22 protein-coding genes are annotated in these 23,732 nt (G+C 45.2%); 11 read left to right on the plus strand and 11 right to left on the minus strand.

The window, feature by feature from the left end; translation table 11 throughout:
• Window position 1: 1 nt before the first annotated feature.
• The 4 genes from BLS64_RS08835 to BLS64_RS08850 form a co-directional block, all read right to left on the minus strand.
• The gene (locus BLS64_RS08835) at window positions 2-847 is read right to left on the minus strand and encodes a universal stress protein (RefSeq protein WP_093113156.1); all 846 of its coding nucleotides are present in this window, start codon (window positions 845-847) and stop codon (window positions 2-4) included.
• Between the two features lie 18 nt (window positions 848-865).
• Window positions 866-1,714 (minus strand): universal stress protein, encoded by an 849-nt coding sequence (locus tag BLS64_RS08840; protein ID WP_093113157.1) that lies wholly within the window; start codon window positions 1,712-1,714, stop codon window positions 866-868.
• Window positions 1,715-1,870: 156 nt separating this feature from the next.
• Window positions 1,871-2,338: an Hsp20/alpha crystallin family protein gene (locus tag BLS64_RS08845; protein WP_093113158.1), complete on the minus strand. Its 468-nt coding sequence runs from the start codon at window positions 2,336-2,338 to the stop codon at window positions 1,871-1,873.
• A gap of 485 nt (window positions 2,339-2,823) precedes the next feature.
• A complete protein-coding gene (locus BLS64_RS08850; RefSeq protein WP_093113159.1) occupies window positions 2,824-3,867 on the minus strand; it encodes a response regulator in 1,044 nt (347 codons plus the stop codon).
• Window positions 3,868-4,062: 195 nt separating this feature from the next.
• Here BLS64_RS08850 and BLS64_RS08855 point away from each other — a divergent pair, with 195 nt between their 5' ends.
• The 3 genes from BLS64_RS08855 to azu all read left to right on the plus strand — a co-directional run bounded on the left by BLS64_RS08855 (window position 4,063) and on the right by azu (window position 5,413).
• Window positions 4,063-4,473: a tellurite resistance TerB family protein gene (locus tag BLS64_RS08855; RefSeq protein ID WP_093113286.1), complete on the plus strand. Its 411-nt coding sequence runs from the start codon at window positions 4,063-4,065 to the stop codon at window positions 4,471-4,473.
• Window positions 4,474-4,476: 3 nt separating this feature from the next.
• Complete coding sequence (locus tag BLS64_RS08860; RefSeq protein ID WP_093113160.1) at window positions 4,477-4,743, plus strand: zinc ribbon domain-containing protein; 267 nt, start codon at window positions 4,477-4,479, stop codon at window positions 4,741-4,743.
• Between the two features lie 106 nt (window positions 4,744-4,849).
• A complete protein-coding gene (azu, locus tag BLS64_RS08865; protein ID WP_093113161.1) occupies window positions 4,850-5,413 on the plus strand; it encodes an azurin in 564 nt (187 codons plus the stop codon).
• Window positions 5,414-5,495: 82 nt separating this feature from the next.
• Here the strand turns inward: azu and BLS64_RS08870 are convergent, their stop codons facing one another.
• From BLS64_RS08870 to BLS64_RS08890, 5 genes are all read right to left on the minus strand, one after another.
• The gene (locus BLS64_RS08870) at window positions 5,496-6,311 is read right to left on the minus strand and encodes a universal stress protein (protein WP_093113162.1); all 816 of its coding nucleotides are present in this window, start codon (window positions 6,309-6,311) and stop codon (window positions 5,496-5,498) included.
• Window positions 6,312-6,372: 61 nt separating this feature from the next.
• Complete coding sequence (locus BLS64_RS08875; protein WP_093113163.1) at window positions 6,373-7,368, minus strand: MlaD family protein; 996 nt, start codon at window positions 7,366-7,368, stop codon at window positions 6,373-6,375.
• Between the two features lie 6 nt (window positions 7,369-7,374).
• Entirely contained in the window at window positions 7,375-8,130 is a 756-nt protein-coding gene (locus BLS64_RS08880; protein WP_093113164.1) for an ABC transporter ATP-binding protein, read from the minus strand.
• Complete coding sequence (locus BLS64_RS08885; RefSeq protein WP_093113165.1) at window positions 8,131-8,910, minus strand: MlaE family ABC transporter permease; 780 nt, start codon at window positions 8,908-8,910, stop codon at window positions 8,131-8,133.
• Window positions 8,911-9,009: 99 nt separating this feature from the next.
• Window positions 9,010-9,450, minus strand: a complete 441-nt coding sequence (locus BLS64_RS08890; protein WP_093113166.1) for a hypothetical protein — start codon at window positions 9,448-9,450, stop codon at window positions 9,010-9,012.
• Window positions 9,451-9,622: 172 nt separating this feature from the next.
• Between BLS64_RS08890 and BLS64_RS08895 the strand changes: the two genes are divergently transcribed.
• On the plus strand, window positions 9,623-10,267 hold the full coding sequence (locus BLS64_RS08895; protein WP_093113167.1) for a dienelactone hydrolase family protein: 645 nt from the start codon (window positions 9,623-9,625) through the stop codon (window positions 10,265-10,267).
• Window positions 10,268-10,274: 7 nt separating this feature from the next.
• The gene (locus BLS64_RS08900; protein ID WP_093113168.1) at window positions 10,275-10,922 is read left to right on the plus strand and encodes a phosphoribosyltransferase; all 648 of its coding nucleotides are present in this window, start codon (window positions 10,275-10,277) and stop codon (window positions 10,920-10,922) included.
• Between the two features lie 18 nt (window positions 10,923-10,940).
• On the opposite strand, the gene BLS64_RS08905 is transcribed toward BLS64_RS08900, so the two are convergent.
• The gene (locus BLS64_RS08905; RefSeq protein WP_093113169.1) at window positions 10,941-11,447 is read right to left on the minus strand and encodes a nicotinate-nucleotide adenylyltransferase; all 507 of its coding nucleotides are present in this window, start codon (window positions 11,445-11,447) and stop codon (window positions 10,941-10,943) included.
• A gap of 146 nt (window positions 11,448-11,593) precedes the next feature.
• On the opposite strand from BLS64_RS08905, the gene BLS64_RS08910 reads away from it, so the two are divergent.
• Complete coding sequence (locus BLS64_RS08910) at window positions 11,594-12,355, plus strand: SDR family NAD(P)-dependent oxidoreductase (RefSeq protein WP_093113170.1); 762 nt, start codon at window positions 11,594-11,596, stop codon at window positions 12,353-12,355.
• A gap of 2 nt (window positions 12,356-12,357) precedes the next feature.
• Here the strand turns inward: BLS64_RS08910 and BLS64_RS08915 are convergent, their stop codons facing one another.
• The gene (locus tag BLS64_RS08915) at window positions 12,358-15,006 is read right to left on the minus strand and encodes a cation-translocating P-type ATPase (RefSeq protein WP_093113171.1); all 2,649 of its coding nucleotides are present in this window, start codon (window positions 15,004-15,006) and stop codon (window positions 12,358-12,360) included.
• Window positions 15,007-15,067: 61 nt separating this feature from the next.
• Between BLS64_RS08915 and BLS64_RS08920 the strand changes: the two genes are divergently transcribed.
• The 5 genes from BLS64_RS08920 to ypfJ all read left to right on the plus strand — a co-directional run bounded on the left by BLS64_RS08920 (window position 15,068) and on the right by ypfJ (window position 23,730).
• Complete coding sequence (locus tag BLS64_RS08920) at window positions 15,068-16,099, plus strand: 1-phosphofructokinase family hexose kinase (RefSeq protein WP_093113172.1); 1,032 nt, start codon at window positions 15,068-15,070, stop codon at window positions 16,097-16,099.
• 11 nt (window positions 16,100-16,110) lie between these two features.
• Window positions 16,111-18,834 (plus strand): cation-translocating P-type ATPase, encoded by a 2,724-nt coding sequence (locus tag BLS64_RS08925; RefSeq protein ID WP_093113173.1) that lies wholly within the window; start codon window positions 16,111-16,113, stop codon window positions 18,832-18,834.
• Between the two features lie 17 nt (window positions 18,835-18,851).
• Entirely contained in the window at window positions 18,852-20,375 is a 1,524-nt protein-coding gene (gene otsB / locus BLS64_RS08930) for a trehalose-phosphatase (RefSeq protein WP_093113174.1), read from the plus strand.
• Window positions 20,376-20,380: 5 nt separating this feature from the next.
• Complete coding sequence (locus BLS64_RS08935; protein ID WP_176763456.1) at window positions 20,381-22,786, plus strand: glycoside hydrolase family 65 protein; 2,406 nt, start codon at window positions 20,381-20,383, stop codon at window positions 22,784-22,786.
• A gap of 98 nt (window positions 22,787-22,884) precedes the next feature.
• Window positions 22,885-23,730, plus strand: coding sequence for a KPN_02809 family neutral zinc metallopeptidase (ypfJ, locus tag BLS64_RS08940; RefSeq protein WP_093113287.1), 846 nt, complete (start codon window positions 22,885-22,887; stop codon window positions 23,728-23,730).
• Window positions 23,731-23,732: the final 2 nt, after the last annotated feature.

Raw genomic sequence — 23,732 nt, forward strand, 5'->3', positions numbered from 1 at the left:
ACTAGCGTTTTTTTCCCGATGGAATGACCAAAAATGGAGTCTTCACATGAAAACCTATTTCATTGACAACAGGCCTGAAAAGCAGGTTTTCAAAGAAGGAATGTTTGTTATTGATCATCACCAGCAGGTCTATCTCATTATCCTCCTGGAAATCATAAATCGCCTGGGGTACGCTTTTATCGGCTATGCTGTAAAAATGATGTCCCTGATCTTTAAAAAATTCCCCCAAAGCTTTCTTTCTTTTTTCCTGTTCCTCGGAGAGTGATGGTCCAAAGTAGACGTGCAGAATATGAATGTTTGAAGCATTTCTTGCGGCTATTTCCTGTAGTATCTCCAAAAGCGGAGGCAGGTCTGTCTCATAATCTGAAGGAAACAGTATTTCTTTTGGAGGCCGGTATTCAAAATGTGCCGGGATGGCCAGCAACGGACATTTCGTCTTTTTAATGGCATGAACGGTATGGGTGCCCAAGAGGATCTCATCTGCATTGGTCGCGCCTTTTGTGCCCATAACCACCAGGTCTATTTCCTTCTCTTTTACCTGCTCCTTGATCTCATCGCTGAGCATGTTAAAAGAGGATATCCTTTTGAATTCATGCTTTTCATTGGGAAAGTTTTTCTTTATCCTTTTCAGGATGCGGTTGAGGCCGCGCAGGGAGTTGTTTTTGTAGATCTCTGTAAGGGTGGGTTGAGTGGCGCTGTACACCAGGTACTCATTATCATATAAGATAGGAGTATAGGTGTTTAGAAGGTGAAAGGTACACTCTTCTTCGCTCAATAACTGCAAAGCATACTTTATGGCGTTATAAGAGTTCTCAGAAAAATCTGTGGGAAGTAAGACGTGTTTCATGGCCGGTAATATTGAAGGTTAGGTACGGTGAAAATTCTGCAGCACTAAGAACGGGATCTTTGGATGAAGACCTATTTTATCAAGTGTGGACTGGTACAATACGTTCTCCAGGTAACTGTGGCGGGAATTCACCAGGATCAACAGATCGATATCCAGTTTTTCAATGGCTTCCAAAATGGCGGCAGTCTTTTCCTGTTCTTCCACCTGATGGAACTCCTGTTTCACATCATAGAATTGCTCTTTAATGGCTAACTGGTTGTCCTTTTGCCTAAAGGAGTCCAGCGGGAAATTGGAAATGTACAGCATGTGCAACTCTGCACAAAAAGCTCTTGCCAGGTCGCCTGCCAGTTTTAGTTCTCGCTTTTGGTACGGCAGCATGTAATTGCTTGGAAAAAGTATCTTATTTGGATCGCTGTATTCATACTTTTCAGGAATACTGAGGACCGGGCACTGTACATATTTGATGATCTGCAGGGAATTACTGCCAAAGGTCATTTTGCGATCATTTGTTTTTCCTCTTGTGGAGGTTACGATAATATCGGCATTTTCCCGGTCTACCAGGTCGTTCACTTCATCTATGAGCATTCCAAAACTGGCAACGGTATGGAATTTATGCCGTGGATTGGGAAATAGTTCCAGGATCCTTTCTTTTGTTTTTTCGAGTTCAGTCTCAGAATTCTTGCGGGTGGTCTCTTTGAATTCATCCAGGAACTCCTGGGTGAGCAATCCATCGGTATTATAAACCTCGTCTGCATAAGCATGAAGCAGGAAGAAATCACTTCTCTCGTATTTGAAAAGTTCTGCAGCGAATTTCAGGGCATTGAAGGCATTTTCTGAAAAATCGGTAGGAATAATTATTTTTCTCATTTTCTGGACCTTTACCTTATAAATTTAACAGAAAAACCCCTGTGAAACAATGACTCTTATCATTAAATTAATACTGCTGTTTTATTAATGGAAAGATTGAATGAAAAAGGTCTTTTAAATTTGAAGGGGTGAAAAATTCACCCCTTCCTTTTTTCATCAATTCACTCTGATGGATTTCGGCTTTTTAGTTTCTGTGCCTTCTTTTTTATGAAGCATCATTCGCAAGACCCCGTCTTTATAAGTGGCCTGAATGTCTTTATTTTCATCTACATTTTCTGGCAACCTTATAGATCTGGAAAATGAATTGTAACTGAATTCTTTTCGAAGGAAACCCTCTCTTTCTTCTTCTTCCTTCTGTTCTTTTTCAGCAGACACAGTCAACACACCTTCATCCAGAGTGATCTTGAAATCGTCTTTGGAAAGGCCTGGAGCAGCCATTTCTACCTGAATGTCTTTCCCCATTTCTTTCACGTTCATTGCCGGACTAAAATCGAACTCATCTTCATCTCCATTGAATAAACGATTCCAACGTCGATTATCCATTAGATCTGAAAAGAATGGATCATTCAAGAACGGATTCCTCCACATGGGTGTTCGGCGTTTGTTTGATTTAACAAGTGACATAACTCTAATGATTTAATGGTTAATAAATATTACTACCTAATTTAGGTTTTACCGGATTTTATTTCAATGACAAATGTCAATTTTCATAAGAATTTTAATGTCTTTTGTATCTGAAAATCAAAGTATTGAATAAGGTGTAGAGGAGGCTGTGCAAATTTTAAGAGAAGGAAAATATCACATGTTTTTCTGAAAATGACGCCGGGTATAAAAAAAGGAACAGGAAATCTAAATTCCCTGTTCCCCTAGAAGATATAAGTACATTATAACTCTGGTTGATATCAGTGATCATACCTATGTACGATTTGTATATCAGGTTATAGAATGCCTTTTTATCTCCTTAATCTGATCTTCAACCCAATGAAGTACTTAAAGACCAGATATTCGTTTAGCTTTTCAATATTTTACAGTCACTAAAATACGACGGTTGATCTCAAATTTTCATGACAAATGTCATCCAATTCAGTTTTAACTTTACATTATGATACCTACCTGATGGTATGAAGTTTTTGAAGGTTCAGGATCTTTATATCCCTTCCCACAATGTCAATAAGCCCTTCTTTTTTGAGGCTGGAAAGGCTCCTGATGAAGCTTTCTGTAGAAATACCTGCCACACTGGCCAGATCACTTCTGGAGATCCTGATGAACTGTTGAGGGTCGCCCTGAATGTTCTCTGCGAATTCCAGAATAGTGTTAGTGGTCTTTTTGAGCACTGAGCTGTAGGCCATGTCCAGTAAATGGGTCTTCATTATTGACAGGTTTTCTGAAATGAGCTGGGCAAATTCCACTGTAAGGTTTTGGCTTTGAAGAAGTGTGTGAATGAATTCTTCCGAAGAGATCCTGAAGAGAGTGGTCTCTTCCAGGGCCTCGGCGGTCTCAGGGTATTGTCCCGGCACCTTAAAGCTGTAAAAACCAAGGAAATCATCTTTTTTGCTGATGCCTGTAATGAGTTCTTTACCATATTCATCAAGCCTGAAGCATTTCACCAATCCCTGGTCAACCAGGTACACATAGGAAGCATGTCGCGTTTCCCGAAAGAGTTCCTCGTGCTTTTCTATTTGAATGGATTCCCCATAGCTGGTAAAATAGGTGCGCAGCTCCTCCAGGTTCTCAACTTCTCCTGTATGATCTAGATTCGTTTTCCCCCGCTTTTTTAAAATAGCTCTTTTGGCAAGCCGGCTGGCAATGGCATTCAGCAGGTCTGTTTCTCGGAAAGGTTTTGTAAGGTAATCGTCCGCCCCAAGGTTCATTCCCCTGCGGATGTCTTCCGGTTCAGCCTTGACCGAGAGGAAGATAAAGGGAATTTCCCTTGTAGTTCTGCTCTTGCACAAGGCCTCATATACGCCGTAGCCGTCCAGCTGGGGCATCTTGATATCACAAACAATGATATCGGGAACTTTTTCAAGGGCCCTGTCAACTCCTATTTTTCCATTTTCGGCGGTAAACACTCTGTATCCAGAAAATTCCAGTAACTCTCTGGTGTTTTCCCGAAGGGTTGTATCATCTTCTATGAGTAGAACAGACTTTTTCATATCCCAAAACTAAAAGCAGAAACAGATCAAAAACTTTGGGAGGACCAAGGATCCTTCAGGAATTTGTTTTCTGAAGATCCTAGTAAATATACACAGTATCTGGAAGATTTTAAACTTTTGAGAAGAGAAAAATGATATTTGTCATTCTTTTTTTTTACCCATACCGGTACCTTTCCAAATCTGAAATTGGAAGAAATGAATGACACGTTGCACAGGGATCTACATCAAAGGTTCTATCAGAATCTGGGCAGGCTGTTCTATGCTATTGCCGCGGTAGACGGGGTGATCAAAAAAGAAGAGATCGATGCATTAAAGAAGATCGTTCGTGAAGAATGGCTAGACTTGGATGAGTATACCGATAGCTTCGGGACAGATGCCGCCTTCCAGATAGAGATCATCTTTGACTGGCTGGATGCCAACAAACCCGATCCGCAGAATGCCTTTCAAACCTTTATGGATTTTCACGCCGATCATAAAGAGCTTTTCACTCCACAGATCAATGAAAAGATACTAGCCGCCTCCCAAAATATTGCTGCAGCTTTCCGCGGAAAGAACAAGTCTGAACTGGTGATGCTGGCCAAATTGCAGTCCCTCTTAAAAAAATAGCTTATGAAACCTCTCATTTGCCAAAGCTGTGGCTTCCCTTTTACAGCTGAAACCCGGGGAACTAACAGAGACGGCACTAAAAATAACGATTACTGTATCAATTGTTATAAGAACGGCGAGTTTACAGACCATCACCTCACCATGCATGAACTGGAACGGCGGTACCTGGAAATGGCCCAGGAGCACAATGAGATCAGCCTGGAGGAAGCCCGGCAGATCATAAGAACTCTTCCAGATCTAAAACGATGGAAAATGACCAACCTTCTATAGGCATTCCTGTTCAAATGCTTAATATTTAATGTTTTGTGTAATTTGACTTATCTTTGAGTAGCCCATTAATGGCTATAAAAACAAAACGAACCAAAAACCCAGTTTTATGAAAAAGATAAGTTTGATTCTTGCGTTGATGATCTCCTTTGTGATTACCAGTTGTGGAGATGAAAAAAAAGAAGAAGAAAAGATCACCATTGGTGATAATAATACTTTTGAAACAATAGATACAGAGGAGGCGACCATGGAGACCGACACGGCAGCTGCTGCAACAGATACCCTGCAGAGGGAGGAAGGAGTAGTGGAAGTGCAACTTACCGGTGATGACCAAATGAAGTTTAATCTAAAGGAAATAAAGGTTAAGGCCGGTCAAACGGTTAAGCTTACCCTGAAGCATGTTGGGCAGCTTGAAGAAAACGTGATGGGGCACAATTTTGTACTGCTAAAACAGGGAACAGACCTGGCGAAGTTTGCCCAGCAGGCAGCGTCTGCAAAAAGCAACGACTATATTCCGCAGAATACAGATAAGGTGATCGCGAACACCGAAATGATAGGGGGAGGTGAAGAAACTACCATAGAATTCAAAGCACCTGCCGCCGGCACTTATGATTTTATCTGTAGTTTTCCCGGACATTACATTCAGATGCAGGGAAAATTCATTGTAGAATAGATAGAAAAAACCTGTCTTAAAATTAGTCGTATCCTCTCATTTCATTACAGGATCATGGATAATTTTTGAGACAGGTTTTTCTTTATATTAGAGCCGGTAGGGTAAGAATGGGCACCTTGGTGCAGGATTGCATTTTCTTAACCTTGTCGCGCTTGATTACCTTGTTGATCTCACTTTTTTCAGGATGTTCGCCTATCACTACCATATCGGGCCGGGTTTCGTCTATGGTCTTTTGCAGGGTCTCATAGACATGCGGGGAATGAATGGATTCATACTCCAGTAGTTCATAAGAAATCCTCTTCTCAACCTTAATTCTGAAGTCTTCAAGAGCTTTCTGTGCGGTTTCTCCGTCTTTATGGGTAATATGCACCACCTTGATCCTCGCATTGATGGGTGATAACATTGTGGTGACATCCAGTAGGTATGCTATGTCTTCATCTTCAAGGGTGCTTGCGAAAAGTACCTGTGCTATTTTTCCCGGCTGTTGGTCTGGAGGCACGGCAAGTATAGGAAAATGAGAGATTTGAATAAGCTCTTTGGTAGTGCTGCCTACCAGCAGCTCTTTGAGCGTACTGGTGCCACAGGATCCCATAATGATCATCTGTACATCCATATCCCGCACAAAATCCAGAATGGCATGAGGTACGTTTTTGCCTTTTACAGCCGCAACAGAAATTTCAGCTTCTGAAAATCCTTCCTTGAGATATTTCTTACAGTATTCCAGGAGTTTTTCCTGGTGGTGTTTTCTGCTTTCCACTTTTCCACCTTCTTCTTCAGAAGGGCTGTAGACGTGCAGGGCAATGACGTCAGACTGAAGCATCTTACCCAGATAGTCTGCATATTTTAAAGCAGCTACAGAATTCATTGAGTAATCGGTGGCGTAAATTATCTTTTTCATTACCTAAAATGATTAACAGCTTAAAATTAAATAATACACGGAGTCAAAAGTATGACGTATGTCACCTATTGTTCTCATTTTTGCCTTCCCTCGCTTTTCGGCGTTCCAGTTTTCTAAAATATCCCCTAAACAGAATATTGTGCTGCAGGGCCTTCATGTTCTCATCAAATTTTTTGCTGGCTTCTTCGGCATTTTGAAGAGTAGCATCCAGGTGGTTCACTACGGTGGTGTCATTGATAATGTGGTTAAGGATGCCTTCTCCTGTCTTTATTTCTTCGGAAAACTCCTGGAGGTTAGCTGTCATAAGCTTCATTTCCTCTGCAGATTGACCCAGGTCGGCAATGATCTGAGAAACTTCACCTGCAGCCGAAGTATCGTTCAAAATGAGTCCCGCCAGGCTTTCTTCTAGATTAACTGAAGATAGAATTTTGTTGAGCCTGTTCACAGAAACTGCAGCGGCTTCGCTGGTTCTGCGAAGTCCGGCGATACTTTTTTTAATATCTGTGGCCATGCCTTCGTCCTTTATCAGCGCCCCGAGCGTACCTTCTCCATCATTGATCGCTGTGGTGATCTTCAACAGGTCGGCAGTTAAAAGGGCGGCATTTTCGTTGGTGGTATTGAGTGTGGTGAGCATATCGGCCGTCGCAATCTTACTTATGGATTCTATAGTATCACCCGGATTGATCATTGAAGATCCTTCCTCTTCGCCGGGTACCAGGTTCACCACCATGCTGCCCACCAGCCCGTCTGAACTTATGGTGGCACGGGTGTCTTTTTTGATATGCCGCCTTGTCTTCTCGTTGATCAGCATTTCGACCACTATGCTGGTGTCGTTCAGAATAAGGATATCTCTTACAGTACCCACGTTCACGCCGGCAAAGCGCACATTGTTCCCGGTCTGCAGGCCGCTAACGTTCTTAAAAACTGAATGAATCCTTATCGAATCCCCAAACAGGTTCTGCCTGTTTCCAATAAAATAAACTGCCAGAACAAAGATGGTGATTCCTGCGATTACAAATATCCCGAGCTTGATATTTTGTGCGTTCCTGTTTCTCATTTCAAATCATTTAAAGAAGGCTTTTATTTTTGGATCTTTTGAGGTTGACAACTCCTGAAAAGTTCCCTGTGCATAATTGGTTCCCTCGAGCAGCAGGATCATTCGGTTGGAAATGACCCGGGCGCAATCCACATCGTGTGTAATGATGAGGGAGGAGGTCTTGTATTTTTTCTGAATATCCATCATTAAGAGAATGATCTCTTTTGCTGTTATGGGGTCCAGTCCGGTAGTAGGTTCATCATACAGAATGATCTTCGGCTTGAGGATCAAAGCCCGCGCCAGGGCAATTCGCCGCTGCATTCCGCCGGAGAGTTCAGCGGGCATTAACGATTTTGTATGGGCCAATCCCACACTTTCCAGGGCTTCTTCCACCATTTCATTGGTGTTACCGCCTTTAAACTTCTTTTTGTGGCGTCTTAGCGGAAACTCCAGATTTTCCTGTACGGTCATGGAGTCATACAAGGCGCTTCCCTGAAAAAGGAAACCGATCTCTGCCCGCAATTCGTCCTTTTCCTGGTGATGCAGTTCCAGCATGTTTTTGCCCAGAATCTCGACCTCTCCGCTATCCGGTTCCATAAGGCCTACCATACACTTGATCATGACCGATTTTCCCGAACCCGATTTCCCCATCAGTACCAGGTTTTCACCGTCATAGATCTCCATGTTAAAATTGTCAAGCACTACCTGGTCACCGAAACTCTTACAGAGATTCCTGATGCTAATTACAGCTTTACCGTGTGTATGTGCAGCTGAATTTTCCATCTATCCGTAAATTATATCCGAAACAAAAACGGCTATGAAATCAATGATAAAAAGCAGGAGGGAAGTGAAAACCACGGCAGAGTTAGAGGCTTTACCCACTCCCTCTGTCCCTTTACTGCTGTTGTAACCCTTAAAACAACCAACCACGCCTATAGCAAATCCGAAGAAAAAAGATTTGATCGTCGCCGGCATAAGGTCACTGAACTTTATGGCTTCAAAGACCTCATTGAAATAAAGCAGGAACGAAACATTTCCTTTTACATACTCCACCAGGGCCGAACCAAAAAGAGCGATAAGATCACCTATCAGGATGAGGACCGGGAGCATGAGAGTGGCGGCTAAAATTCTGGTCACCACCAGGAATTTGAACGGATTGGTGCCCGAAACCTCCATGGCGTCTATCTGTTCGGTCACCCGCATGGAGCCCAGTTCGGCCCCAATGCTGGAACCTATCCTGCCGGCGCAGATCAGTGCTATAATGACAGGCCCTATTTCCCGTACTATGGAAATACTTATCATGGAAGGCATCCAGGATACTGCACCAAATTCGAGTAAAGTTGGGCGTGACTGCAAAGTGAAAACCAGGCCAAGAATGAATCCTGTCACTCCCACCAGGAGCAGGGACTTGTTACCCATTTGATAACACTGTTTTAGAAACTCCCTGAATTCAAAGGGCCAGGAAAAGAGCTCTTTAAAGAACCTGCCGGCGAACCGTGAGAGTGCACCAATTTCCATAAAAAAAGAAGAAACGTTTGCTGTTGCCGTGTAATTATGGTTCATTTCTCGCCGGTTTGAAGTTCCTTATAAATTTAACTCAATTGACCCGGCAGATGAATGATTTTTCTCAGGTTTCCCCGGTCCCTGTTTTTCGGTTCATATTCATTCGGGGGTAAGATCTTCAGAGTCCATTATTTCTTCCGTAAGCCTGTAGACCTCCTTCCGGTTGTTTCTAAAACTCTTTACAAATTGAGAGATCTCATCCTCAATGATTTCATGTGTCTTAATGAAGTTTTCAGGATCTATTCCCTTGTCATTGTTCATTAATCCCGACAAGTGTTCAAGATGATCCTGTAATTTGTCCAGGATTTTCCTGCCATCGTCGCTCAACTGGTGAAGGTCTGAGAGCAATTTGCTAACGGCGACCGAATTCTGTGCTTTTTCTATCCAAATGGAGTATTTGCCTATAAGACGTTGCAGGAACTGCAGGTCTCCAATATAGAATTCCAGGTCAGATTTCCAGTGGCGGGTGAGAATATATAACTCCTGCCAGTTGGCTTTTTTAATATCCCCGTTTTTCAATCGGCTTCTGAAGGTTTCCATTTCTACACAATTTGTCAATACCAAAGTAGCTTTTTGCGGTTCCTTAATAAATGACTTTGATCATTCTTACTGACGGATATCATTTAAATAATAGGTGGTATTCAATAAATTTAATAGAAATGTATCACGTCTCATAGCATATTTACAAAAAATTGGCTGATGCTAAGTTAGAATGGGGAATTCATTGCAAAAACCGGGATTTAGAAACATTGAGCTAAAAGAGGTGACGCTCCAGGCAGATCTTATCATTCCCGAAAACAGTGTGGGACTGGTGATCTTTTCTCACGGTAGTGGCAGCAGCAGGTTGAGCAAGCGCAACATTTATGTGGCTTCCCAGCTTCAAAAAAAGGGTTTGTCCACCCTGCTTTTTGACCTGTTGACCGAAGAAGAGGATAAGAATTATTCGGCCAGGTTCAATATTGATCTGCTTACAAAACGGCTGGTCGAAGTTATCCAGTGGTTGAACCACGAGCCCTGGACGGCCCATTTGAACAAAAGTCTTTTTGGAGCCAGTACCGGTGCTGCATCTGCCTTGCTGGCTGCAGCCCAGCTTGGTGAGGAGATCAAAGCCGTAGTGTCAAGAGGAGGCAGGGTAGACATGGCAGGAGATAAATTAGGTAAAGTAGTAGCTCCCACTTTGTTCATAGTAGGGGGTGATGATGACGTAGTATTACAGCTGAACGAAAAAGCCTTCGTCAGCCTTAATTGTGAAAAGCAACTTGAGATCATTCCGGGAGCTTCACATTTATTCGAAGAGCCGGGGAAAATGGAAGAAGTAGCGCGCTTATCAGCAGAATGGTTCAGTGAATATTTATAACTATCATATGTATTCAGACAGAGAGGATGCCGGCTACAGATTGGCCCGGCACCTGCAAACGTATAAAGGCAGGGAGGTAGTTGTCCTGGCCATACCCCGGGGAGGACTTCCTTTGGGTGAAATCGTGGCCAAAGAACTGAATGCCCCTTTAGATGTGGTGATCATCAAAAAGATAGGACATCCTTATAATCCGGAATTCGCCGCAGGGGCATTGAACGAAGAGGGGTATGTGCTTAACCCCGATGCTCATGTTCCTGAAGAATTTTTAGACCGGGAAGTGAAAAGACTAAAGATCGAAATCGATAAAAAGCATGAGCTTTACTATTCAAAAACACAGCCTCACGAGCTGCGTGGGAAATGGGTCATCATTGTGGACGATGGAGTTGCCACCGGCAGTACCATGCTGGCCACGGTAAAGCTGGTAGCCAAAAAAGAACCGGCAGGGATCGTGGTCGCTATTCCCGTGGCACCTTCAGGGACGATAAGAAAATTGGAAACTTCACCGCAAATAGATGAAGTAGTGTGCCTGGAGCAGCCCCCTTATTTTGGCAGTGTGGGGCAATTCTATGAAAACTTCTTTTCGGTGACCGATGAAAAGGCTGTAGCCATTCTCGAAAGGGCGAATAGGAATTTCCCCAATGAAAAAGAGGCTTAAAAAGCCTCTTTTCACTGACTATAAAATATTTCCCTGTGAATCTGTCTTGATCCTTATCACTTCTTTACCGTTTTCCAGTTTGAGTTTATATCTCTTATCGGCACCTTTTTTATCGTGATAGTTCACAAGGTAAACGTCTTTAGACACCGTCCAATTTGGATATCTTTCCTTAACAGCGTTCCTTACTGCTTCTGGAAGTCCAATGTTCTTATATCTTTCAATGGTTCTTAACAGTTTGCCATCCCTGTCATAGGCTGCCAATACAGTTCCTTCAGGTATAAAAAAGCTTACCTCATAAGTGTCATAATCGTCGTGATAGATTTCTGATGATTTGATATCGTATTTTGCCACATGTTCCGACAAATTTTTTACCGGTACGGCAACTTCTTCATTAGTTACGGCATCGAGATATTTATAATTCACCGCAACCAATTCCACTTCTTTGAGTTCCTCAGGTTCAGTGATCTGACCGAGCATCGGATTGATCATTCCAAAAAGGAATAACAGTAATAACAGTTTTTTCATGACTTCGAAGTTTTGGTTAATGCAGTTTAAATTAATTTATATAACTCACTGAAACAATGATATTTATCAATTACGGGAAGCGAATGATAATTGTCATTTCAGAAGCCGTTGATAAACATTAATTTCAGGATCAAACACTTTTAGCCATGAAAAGATTAAGAGATAAAGTAGTCATTATAACTGGTGGGGCCGGTGGCATTGGAAAGTCGACAGCAAAAAGATTTCTTGAGGAAGGAGCCAAGGTACTGATCGTTGATCTTAAAGAAGAAGAACTGCAAAGGGTGAGTGAGGAGCTGAAAAATAAAAACTTAGCTGTTTACAGGGCAGATGTTTCAAGAGCTGAAGAAGTGAAGGCATATACTGAAGCCTGCCTGGAAAAATTCGGGCAAATTGATGTCTTTTTCAACAACGCCGGAATAGAAGGTAAATTTCTGCCCATAATGGATTATCCCGAAGAAATTTTTGATCGTGTGATCGCGGTCAACCTAAAGGGGGTATGGCTGGGATGCCAGTACGTCATTCCAAAAATGCACGAAGGAAGCAGCGTGATCATCACTTCTTCTGTTGCCGGAATTAAGGGTTTTTCCAATCTTGGACCCTACGTGGCCAGCAAACACGCGGTGGTAGGTATTATGAGGGTAGCGGCCATGGAATTTGCCGAAAAAAAGATCAGGGTCAACAGCATTCATCCTGGACCGGTGAACAACAGGATGATAAGGTCTATTGAAGAGCAGATCTCACCCGAAGATCCTCAAAATGCTAAAGAAGGATTTGAAAATGCCACTTTGCTGCATCGTTACGCAGAAAATGAGGAAATTGCCGATCTCGCACTTTTCCTGGCTTCAGACCAGAGCAGCTATATCACGGGAACTATCCAGGTAATTGACGGCGGAATGTGCTTGGCGTAAACTTAAATGGTCAATCCAGACCTTTTAAGACCTTGAGTAACGATCAAGCCTGCTATCCCAAAAGCTCCAATGGTAAGGATCTGTTCCAAATTGAGCGGCACCAGGTTGAGGACCTCGGCTACAACAGGAATGTGGTACACGACGACCAGGATAAGCAATGAAAATGCCAGTGCCGCCCAAATCCATTCATTTGTGGTCACTTCATTGACAAAGAAAGATCGTTCTTTCTTGGGAAGGTTAAAGACATTGAGCAATTGTGCGAAAATAAGGGTGTAAAATGCCATATTGTTTACCTCCAGCAGAGAGTACTCTTTGTAGTGCCAGGCATAGACGGTGATGCCAATGACCGCAGTGGTAATGGTAAGTCCAAACACCACAATTGAGAGCCAGAGTTTATGTGTAAGTATAGCTTCTTTTGGATCTCGCGGCGGTTGCTCCATCACTTTTTTATCACCCCTTCCCATTCCCAGTGCCAGGGCGGGAAAAACATCGGTCACCAGGTTCAGGAAAAGGATCTGCAACGGCAATAACGGCATGGGCAGGTTCACCATAGATGCCGCTCCAACCGAAATGATCTCCGCCAGGTTACAGGAAAGCAGGAAGACAACGAACTGACGAATGTTTTCAAAGATGGTGCGACCCTGCCTTATGGCTAGTTCTGTTGAGGTGAATTTATCATCCATCAGGATCACATCGGCCACTTCTTTTGCGGCCTCAGTACCTCTAATTCCCATTGCGATCCCAATATCGGCTTTTTTAAGGGCCGGGGCATCGTTCACCCCGTCACCCAGCATTCCCACAACCTGGTTGTTCTTTTGATAGAGGTTCACCAGGTCCAGTTTTTGTTTCGGCGCCATGCGTGCAAAAATACTGGCCTGCAATACCTGCTCCTCCTTAGCGGCCGACATTTTATCATATTCCGGCAGGTCTCCCCCATGAACGACCTCCTGTCTATCTTCTGCGGAAGAGAGTAATCCTATTTCTTCCCCGATCTTTCGGGCAGTATCTGGATGATCTCCCGTGATCATCACCACTTTGATGCCGGCATTCCTGTAGGTGGCGATCGCCTGGCGGATGTCGCTCCTGGGAGGATCTAAAAAGGCGGTAACACCTATGAATACAAGATTACTGAAAATGGCATTTTCACGAGGTGGTTCCTTAGAATGGGCAGAAGCGAAAGCCAGCACCCGCATTCCGGAAGCTGCCAGGAAATTCACCTTTTCTGCCCAACCTTGCTTATCTGAAAAAGCGGTTTTGCTTCCGTCTTCCTTCAGAATATACTCGCAGGATTCTATAAGGCTTTCAAAAGCGCCTTTTACGGCTATGTAACATTCGTCCTTGTTCGTATGAATAGTTGCCATTTTTTTGATGTCAGCATCAAAAGGGACCTCCCTGATCCTGGGATACTCCTCTCTGATATTTTCCTCATCAAATTCGATCTCGTTAGAGAAGTTGAGCAACCCCACTTCAACCGGATCTCCCACCAGTTTGCCTTCCTCTCTTTTACTGTTATTGCATAATACCGCCACCTTTAGAAGATCCCGAAAATTCTCTTTTAAGAGCATACTTTCAGCCGTACTTTTTTCACACCATTCCTCCGGGCCAAAATCAGCATCCATGAGAAGCACCCTGTGCACAGCCATTTTGTTCTCGGTAAGGGTTCCGGTCTTATCGGTACATATGATCCCGGTTGCCCCGAGGGTTTCCACCGCTTCCAGTTTTTTGATCACCACCTTGCGATGGCTCAGCTTCAGCATTCCGCGGGCAAGGGCAATGGTTGCGACTATAGGCAGCCCTTCGGGGATAGCTGCAACGGCAAGAGCGATGCCCGTTTCTATCATAAGCAACAGGTCCTCTCCTTGTAAATATCCTGTAACGGCGATCATTACGGCAAGAATGATGGTAAGCCAAATGAGCTTATGGCTCAGGCGGGAAAGTTTGCGCTCCAGTGGGGTCCTTACTTTCGTAGCCTGGCGGGTTAGTTTACTTATTTCTCCCAGTACCGTCACATCACCGGTGGCGGTGACCACTGCTTTACCGCTTCCTCTTGAAATGATCGTGCCCTTAAAGAGCATGTTTGCCCTTTCTGCCAGAACAGTAGATTCTTCTAATGAAGCCGTGTGTTTGTCTACCTGGTTGCTCTCGCCGGTTAGAGCGGCTTCTTTGACCGCCAGGCTTTGTTCCTCTAGCAAACGGGCATCAGCGGGTACCACGTCTCCAGCCTTGAGAAGGATTATATCCCCCGGCACCAGAAATTGCAGGTTCAGGTGCCTTTCCTGTCCGTCTCTAAGCACATTGGCAAATGTCTCTACCAGCTTTTGCAGGGCCTCGACCGATCTTACTGCCTGCCATTCCATAAAAAAACCAATGGAAGCCGTGATGAGGATCACTACCAGTACCGCAAAGCCTTCCAGGATCTCGTTGAAGAGAAAAGCCAAAAGAGTAGCGCCGCCGAGCACATAGATGACCGGGTCAAGGAACTGCTCCAGAAAAATCAGCCAGGTTCTTTTGGGCCGGGTCTTTTCGAGCCGGTTCTTTCCGTATTTCAACAGCCTTTCTTCAGCTTCGGCCGAGGTGAGTCCGATCCTGGGATCCACCTCCAGACGGGAGATCACCTCATTTGTGGTCAAGCTGTGGGCATTGTTGATCATGTACCGTGGGTTTAACTTTGAATTTACGAACCGGGCGGTCTTTGTTCAATGATATTTATCAATGGGCTTTTCTGTTGAAAAAGTTATTCTTAAATTAGGTATAAATCCTGACATTTCAGATGATTATAACCTCAACCTGTTATTAGACATGATCCTGACCCTTACCATAAATCCGGCTCTTGACCTGTATACCCGAGTAGAAAAAGTATATCCAGGGGAAAAGCTGAGGTGTGAAAAAGCAAAGCTGGATCCCGGTGGAGGAGGGGTCAACGTTTCCCGTGTCATCCACCGTCTTGGCGGGGAAACTACCGCCATCTATTCCCGAGGAGGTTATACCGGAGAGATCTTTAAAGACCTGCTGGAGCAGGAAGGAGTGAAGCAGGACACAGTGGAAATAGCAGAAGCCATAAGGCAGAATATCGCGGTTACCGAAACTTCTTCGGGGGAGTTGTACCGCTTCGGTTTTCCCGGACCTTCCCTTTCTGAAACAGAATTCCAGGACGTTCTTACCCGCTTAAATCTTTATAAAATGGCGGATTTTTGGGTGGCCAGCGGCAGTCTTCCGCCGGGAGTACCCGATGACTTTTATGCCCAGGTAGCTGAAAAAGCCGCAGAAAATAATGTAAAACTGGTACTGGACACATCAGGAAAAGCCTTTTCCAAGATCCTGGAAAAAGGGGCTTACCTTTTAAAACCGAACAAGAACGAACTCGAAGACCTGGTAGGGATAAAAGCAGACGATGAGCAGAAGCAAAAAGAACTTCTGCTGCAGGTGCTTGAAAAATACCCGGTAGAGGTCATCGTACTTTCTCTGGGCTCACAGGGGGCTTTGCTCGCTACAAAGGGTAAGGTGCGACATTTTCCCGCGCCCGAGGTAGTTCATGTCAGCTCTATTGGCGCGGGAGACAGTATGGTTGCCGGCATGGTTTACAGTCTCTCCAGGGGCGATGAATTGGAAAAGGCCATTTTGTACGGCCTTGCCTGCGGAAGCGCCACCATAAAATCTCCGGGAACCGAATTGCTGAAAAAAGAGGATGTAGAACCTCTGTTTCAAAAGCTGTTGAACAAGGTGCAAATGAATGACCTTCTTTAAAAACCGGTGCTGTGGCTTCAGAAAAGAAAAAGAAGGTCAATGATGCTTATCGCAAAGAGTTCCCGCAGGTAGCAGAGGAACTCACTGCCGATGCCGAAAATGGCCTTTCCAAGGATGAAGCCCATAAAAGACTGAAGCAGTTCGGGCGAAACAAATTAAGAGAAACCAAAAAAAGAAGCATCTGGGACCTGGTGGTGTCCCAGGTCAATAATCCGGTGATCTATCTTTTGACCGCCGCGGCATTCCTCGCCTTCAGCTTTGGAGACTTGCCCGAGGGAATTGCCATTCTGGTTGTCTTGCTAGTGAATACCATAATTGGCTTCTGGATGGAATTCCAGGCACAAAAATCGATGGAAGCTATCAGGAAACTTGACCGCATTGAGGCAAAGGTTATACGGAGTGGCAATCAGGTGCAGATTGATGCCGAAGAAGTGGTTCCAGGTGACCTGCTGATCGTTGAAGCCGGAGACCTTGTACCGGCTGATTCCCGTATAGTTGAGGCAACAGAACTTAAGGTGGATGAATCTCCTCTTACGGGCGAATCTGTTCCTGTGGATAAAAATTCCGAGGCCATTAAAGAGGAGAAACAGGTGGCCGACCGCACCAATATTGTCTATAAAGGTACGGCCGTCACTGCCGGAAAAGGAAGCGCTCTGGTCTTTGGTACAGGCATGGATACCGAGGTGGGGAACATTTCCAGCCTGGTGGAAGAACAGGAGAATGATGATACGCCGCTATCTAAAAAACTGAATAAGCTTACTACAAACCTTATTTGGGTCATTCTGGCCATGGCTGCAGCCTTTTTCGTGATAGGCTGGCTGGCGGGCAAAGAAATGTACCAGTTGGTACAGACTTCAATTGCCTGGGCCATTGCCGCCATTCCCGAAGGTTTGCCCATTGTGGCCAGTATTGCCCTGGCCCGCGGCATGTTCCGGCTTTCAAAAAAGAATGTACTCATCAAGAAATTAAGTGCAGTTGAAACTTTGGGAGAGACCACGGTGATCTTTACAGACAAAACCGGAACGCTTACCAAAAATCAGCTTACGGTGGATACCTTATATTTTCCGGGAGATAAGCTGTTGAAGATAGACTGGCATTCAAAAGAAAAGCCCACTGTAGAAGGAGGGGAGTCGGGAGAAGATGAAAATTACAGGCAGATCCTACGAATCGCTGTGCTGGCGAACGATGCGTCCCTGCCCGAAAATGGGGAGCAGAGGACTGAAGAGGAAGACGGTCATCCCGCCGGGCAGGGAGATCCTTTGGAACTCGCTCTCTTGAACCTGGTAAAGAAGGTCGATCCTGACCTATTCAAAGAAATGGAGGAACTTGAACGGGAAATGCACGACCCTTTCGATTCAGATTCAATGGTCATGGGAACAATTTGTGCCGAAAATGATGAGTATTATGTGGCCGGAAAAGGCTCTCCAGATGCCATTATTGAGCGATGTGTAAAGATCCTGAAAGAAGGTGAGATAAGTGATCTTTCCGAAGATGAAAAGGAGAAATGGAAGGAGAGGAACAATGAACTTTCCGAAGACGGTCTTCGCGTGCTGGCATTCGCATACAAAAACACAGATATTCTTCCGGAGGGTGAAGAAGCCGAAGATTTTCTGCATGATCTCATTTTTGTTGGTCTTATAGGATTCCTTGATCCGCCGCGAAAGGAGGTGGCAAAGTCCATGGAGGTTTGCAAGGAGGCGGGAATAAAGGTAGTGATGGTAACCGGCGATCATCCGGGAACAGCCAAAAATGTGGGGAAACAAGTGCATCTTTTTTCTGAAGAAGAAGGGGAGGACAGGGTAATGCACGGTAAACACTTGCAGAAGGAAATGAATGACGGCAACCATCAAAAATTAGGAAATACCCAGGTTTTTTCGAGAGTAGATCCAGAGCAAAAGTTGGTTTTGATCAAACATTTTCAGGAACAGGGGGAGATCGTTGGCATGACGGGTGACGGGGTGAATGACGCCCCGGCCCTCAAGAAAGCAGATATCGGTATTGCCATGGGTAAACGCGGCACCCAGGTAGCCCAGGAGGTATCGGACGTGGTGCTGAAAGATGATTCTTTTGATTCTATTGTTGTTGCCGTAAAACAGGGACGGATCATATTTGGAAACATCAGGCGATTTGTGATGTACCAGCTTTCCTATCATCTTGGGGAGATCATTTTGATCGCCCTCATCAGTTTCACCCTTTTCATACTTCCCATTTTGCCATTGCAGTTGCTCTTTCTTAACTTGTTGTCTGATGTTTTTCCGGCACTGGCACTGGGAGTAGGCGAAGGAAATGAAGAGGTAATGAAAATGCCTCCCAAAGATCCTAAAGAGCCTATAATTACCAGGAAGAACTGGCTGCAGATAGGCATTTATGGACTGATCATAGGGGGAGCCGTTTCAGGAGCCTATTTTTACGGACATTTCGTTTGGGAAACTTCCGAAGAGATCAACAACAATATCGCTTTTTTCAGCCTGGCCTTTGCACAATTCCTTCATGTGCTTAACATGCGAGAGGCAAAAGAAAACGTGTTCAATAACCAGGTGACTCGCAATAAGTATGTATGGCTCGCCGTGATCTTTTGTGTTGTGGTGCTTATGGCCGCCTATTTCATCCCGGTTTTGGCCGAAGTACTGGCTTTTGTCTCCCTGGGAAGTAGGGAATGGTTGCTCATAGCAGTTGCCAGCCTGTTGCCTACCATCATAATTCAGATAATTAAGCTTTTTAGAAACGATTTTTAACTACCAAACCAAATAAAATGAAGTACGCAATTAGAGCTGCAATTATAGATCTTGACGGGGTCCTCACCCAAACGGCTTCTCAGCACGCGCGTGCCTGGAAGTCGGTTTTTGACGAGTATAACTCTAAACGGGCAGAGGTCGGAAAAGAGCAGTTTCAAGCATTTGTGATCGAGGAGGATTATCCGAAATACATTGACGGAATTTCAAGGTATGACGGGGTTATGGCCTTTTTAAGGTCTCGCGGAATCGATCTGCCTTATGGCTCTGCGGAAGATGGCCGTGATGCTGAAACTGTCTGCGGAATAGGAAACCGGAAGAACAGCATCTACCAGGAGCTCCTGGCGCAGGAAGGAGTGCAGGTTTTTGAACAGAATGTAGAGGTGATTCGATCTTGGAAGGCGCAAGGCATTAAGACCGCTGTGGTCTCTGCCAGCAAAAATTGCCAAAAGATCCTTGACCTTAGCGGACTTAGTGATCTCTTTGAGGTACGGGTTGATGGCATCACAGCCGAAGAAAAGAATCTGCCGGGAAAACCTGCGCCAGATACCTTTTTGGAAGCGGCACGGCAGCTTGATATCCCGCCGCAGGAAACTCTTGTGGTAGAAGATGCACAGGCAGGAGTGGAGGCCGGAAAGAAAGGGGAATTCCGGTTGGTGATAGGCATCAAAAATGCTTCTAATGAAAAGGAACTTTTAGAGAAGGGGGCAAACCTGGTTGTGGATAATCTAAAGCAGTTGGATATGGAGTTCAAAAAAAGTAAAGATCCCAAGGTGCTGCCATCGGCTATAAAATGTTTTGGTGAGCTATCGGCTCAGTTCAAAGGTCAAACTCCTTTGCTTTTCCTGGATTTTGACGGGACGTTGTCGCCAATCGTCGAGCATCATGAAGACGCAGAAATTTCAGATGAGATGCGGGAATTGGTGGAAGATCTTGCGGAGAAATATCCGGTGGCTGTGGTGAGCGGCCGCGGACTTGCAGACGTGAAAAAAAGAGTGGGGCTGCCGGAACTGTTCTATGCCGGCAGTCACGGGTTCGAGATATCTGGGCCTAAAGGTTTTGCCCGTGATCATGAGGAAGCGGTAAAGGTAATGCCCGTTTTTAATGAGCTCCAACCTATCCTAAAAGAAAAACTGGAACACCTTCCGGGAGTTGATTTTGAGCGCAAGAAATTTACCCTTGCCGTGCATTACAGGCAGGTACTGCCAGAAAGGGAGCGGGAGGTGCATGAGATAGTAGAAGCTGTTCTAAAGGATCATCCGCAGGTAATAGGGGCAGGTGGAAAGAAAGTGATCGAGATTCGTCCGGCAATTGACTGGCATAAAGGAAAGGCTGTGGAATTCCTGAAAAAGGAAATCAATAAAGGAAAAGACACTTTCTCTGTCTATGTAGGGGACGATGTAACCGATGAGGACGCTTTCAAATTTGTAGCCAACGGTCTGGGTATCCTGGTTGGAGATCATGGCCGCGACACCTATGCAGATTACCACCTGGAAGACCTGGAGCAGGTAAAACAATTCTTCAAAAGGCTGTTGAATCTATAGGTAAAATGGAAGGGTGGAAGGTAACATATTCTAATTATGACCCTGCGGAAGAAAGGCTGCGGGAAGCCTTATGTACCCTCGGGAATGGATATTTTGCCGCTCGCGGAGCCATAGACGGGGTTCATGAATCTGCCTCTCATTACCCCGGAACTTATCTGGCTGGCGGATACAATCGGTTGCAGTCTGAGATCCACGGAAAGATCATTGAGAACGAAGACCTGGTAAGATGGCCAGATTGGACCATTCTCAAGTTCAAACCGGAAGAAGGGGAGTGGTTCAACATAGATGAGGTTGAGATCACAGATTTTTTTCAGGAATTGGACCTTAGGGAAGGAGTGCTGGAGCGCAGGATACAATTCTGCGATAAAGAACAGCGGGAGACCCTGTTGGTAAGCCGAAGGATAGTGAGCATGAGCAATATGCATTTGGCGGCCGTTGAATGGGAGATCATTCCGCAGAACTGGTCGGGTAAAGTCACAATACACTCGGCTCTTGATGGCGGGGTGAGCAATACCGGTGTGGCAAGGTACCGCGATTTCAACAGCAAACATCTTAACCTGCTTAATAAAGGCAATTTTGAAGAAGACGGGATCTTTCTGAAGGCGATGAGCTGCCAGTCTGAGATCGTCATGGCGCAGGCAGCCGAAACCTCCGTTTTCTTTGATCTTTACGACAGTTCTGTGGAGCGCCAATCTTTTTCCGAAGAAAAATACGTGGCGCAGGAGCTCACTTTTGAGCTGCAGGAGAAGAAGACGGCCCGCATTGAGAAGCTCGTGAGCATTTACACTTCAAAAGATAAAGCCATTTCTGACCCTTTATCTGAAGCCAAGAAATTGGTGAAACGAATTCCGAATTTTGCCGAACTCAGAAAATCGCACCGGCAGGCATGGGATGAATTGTGGGAGCAGTGCGAAATTACCCTTGAAGCCGATGATACCAATGATCAATTATTGCTGAGGTTCCATATTTTTCACCTTTTCCAGACCTTCACTTTAAATACCATTGATCTGGATTCGGGCATTCCCGCCCGGGGATGGCACGGAGAAGCCTACCGCGGGCACATATTCTGGGATGAGCTTTACATTTTTCCCTTTTACAACATCAGTATCCCCGAACTTACCCGGGCGCTGTTGATGTACCGGTACAGGCGCCTGCCCGAAGCCCGGTTCGCTGCCCGCGAGAATGGATTTAAGGGAGCCATGTTTCCGTGGCAAAGCGGCAGTAACGGGAGAGAAGAAAGCCAGGTGATCCACCTCAACCCCGAGTCGGGCAGGTGGCTTCCCGATAATACCTACCTGCAGCGCCACGTGAACGCGGCTATAGCCTATAATGTGTGGCAGTATTTCCAGGCTACGGGCGACCTTCAGTTCTTATCCTTCTACGGGGCAGAGATCATGCTGGAGATCGCGAAGTTCTGGAGCAGTATGGCTGTCTTTAATGAGGAGCGTCAAAAATACGAGATCCACAATGTGGTGGGACCAGATGAGTACCATACTGCTTATAAAGATTCAGAAGAAGCAGGTTTAAAGAACAATGCCTACACCAATTTCATGGCCGTGTGGTGCCTGGTGCATGCCAAAGAGGCAATGGATAAGCTGAATACCCGCCGTGAACGCCAGCTCATGAGCATCCTGGAGATAGATGAAGATGAACTGGCGCGCTGGGACAGGGTAATCAGAAACATGTTCATTCCTTTTATCAAGCAGGGAAAGATCATTGAGCAATTCGAGGGTTTTCATAACCTGAAGGACCTGGATTGGAAAAAGTACAATGAAAAGTATGGAGAAAATATCCGTCTGGACAGAGTTTTAGAGAGTGAAGGCGACAGTGTGGAGAATTATAAGGCGGTCAAACAGCCCGATGTACTGATGTTATTCTACCTTTTTTCAGCGGAGGAGCTTACCGAGATCTTTGAACGTATGGGATATGAATTTGATACACAGGAGCAGATCCCTGCAAATATTTCCTATTATCAGGACATCACCTCCCATGGTTCGACGCTTAGCAAGGTAGTGCATTCCTGGGTTTATGCGCGGTCTCACCGTGAGCGCTCCTGGCACGATTTTAAAAAGGCTTTGATCAGCGATTTTAATGATATACAGGGAGGTACTACGGCCGAAGGGATCCACCTGGGAGCTATGGCCGGTACGGTAGACCTCATACACCGTTGTTATACCGGGATGGAGTTCAAAAAGGAGTGTCTTTATTTTAATCCGCAGCTTCCCGAAAATGTTAAAAAGATCACCTTCAGGTGCAGGTACAGGAAACACTGGTTGGAAGTGCACCTTACAGATTCCAGTCTTTGCCTTAAGAGCCATGGCGGCTGGCAGGACGTTATAAGGATCATCGTGAACAAAGAAGAATTCAAGATGATCAAGGGCGAAGAGTATCACATAGATTACCGCAAGTGATACCTTCGGAAATTTTTCTTCACAAAATCAATTTTAGGATTTAAGAAACACAATGCCAGGAAATCTATTCCTAATTTATGATCATTAAACCGAATAATATGAAATGGAGAGGCAGAAGAAAAAGTTCAAACGTTGAGGATCGAAGGGGCAGTTCAACCGGGGGTAAAATAGCCATCGGCGGCGGCCTTATAGGATTGATCATTGTTTTATTTCAGCTGTTTTCGGGAGGTGATGCTACAGAAGTACTTGAACAACTTCAGGATCAATCCGGAACTACTACTGAGGCCAGGGAATTAACAGCTGAAGAAAAGGAACTGGGAGATTTTAGCGCAACAGTGCTCGCCGATACCGAAGATGTGTGGCATGAGATCTTTCAGCAAAACGGAAGTACTTATCGGGAACCGGGAATGGTGCTGTTCTCAGATGCTGTAAGAACAGCCTGCGGGGGCGCATCGGCTGCTTCCGGACCCTTTTACTGTCCTGCCGATGAAAAGATCTATATGGACCTTAGCTTTTTTGAAGCGCTTCACACCCGCTTTGGTGCCGAAAAAGGGGATTTTGCCATAGCCTATGTGATCGCCCACGAGGTGGGACATCATGTGCAGGGCCTGTTGGGAACCATGCAGCAGGTAAGACAGCTACAGCAGGGAATGAGCACTGCCGAGGCGAATCAGCTTTCCGTGGCACTTGAGTTGCAGGCAGATTTCTATGCCGGGCTGTGGGCACATCATAACAGGGAATATCTTGAAGAAGGCGATATTGGAGAGGCGATGAGCGCTGCCAGCGCTGTGGGTGATGATGCCATACAAAGACGCACATCGGGCCGCGTGGTTCCAGATGCCTTTACACACGGTACTTCACAGCAACGCATGGAATGGTTCATGAAAGGCTACAAAACTGGTGAACTTCAAAGCGGAAATACCTTCCCGTCATTGGGCTTCTAGAC

The organism is Salinimicrobium catena, from assembly GCF_900102915.1.
Lineage (GTDB): Bacteria > Bacteroidota > Bacteroidia > Flavobacteriales > Flavobacteriaceae > Salinimicrobium > Salinimicrobium catena.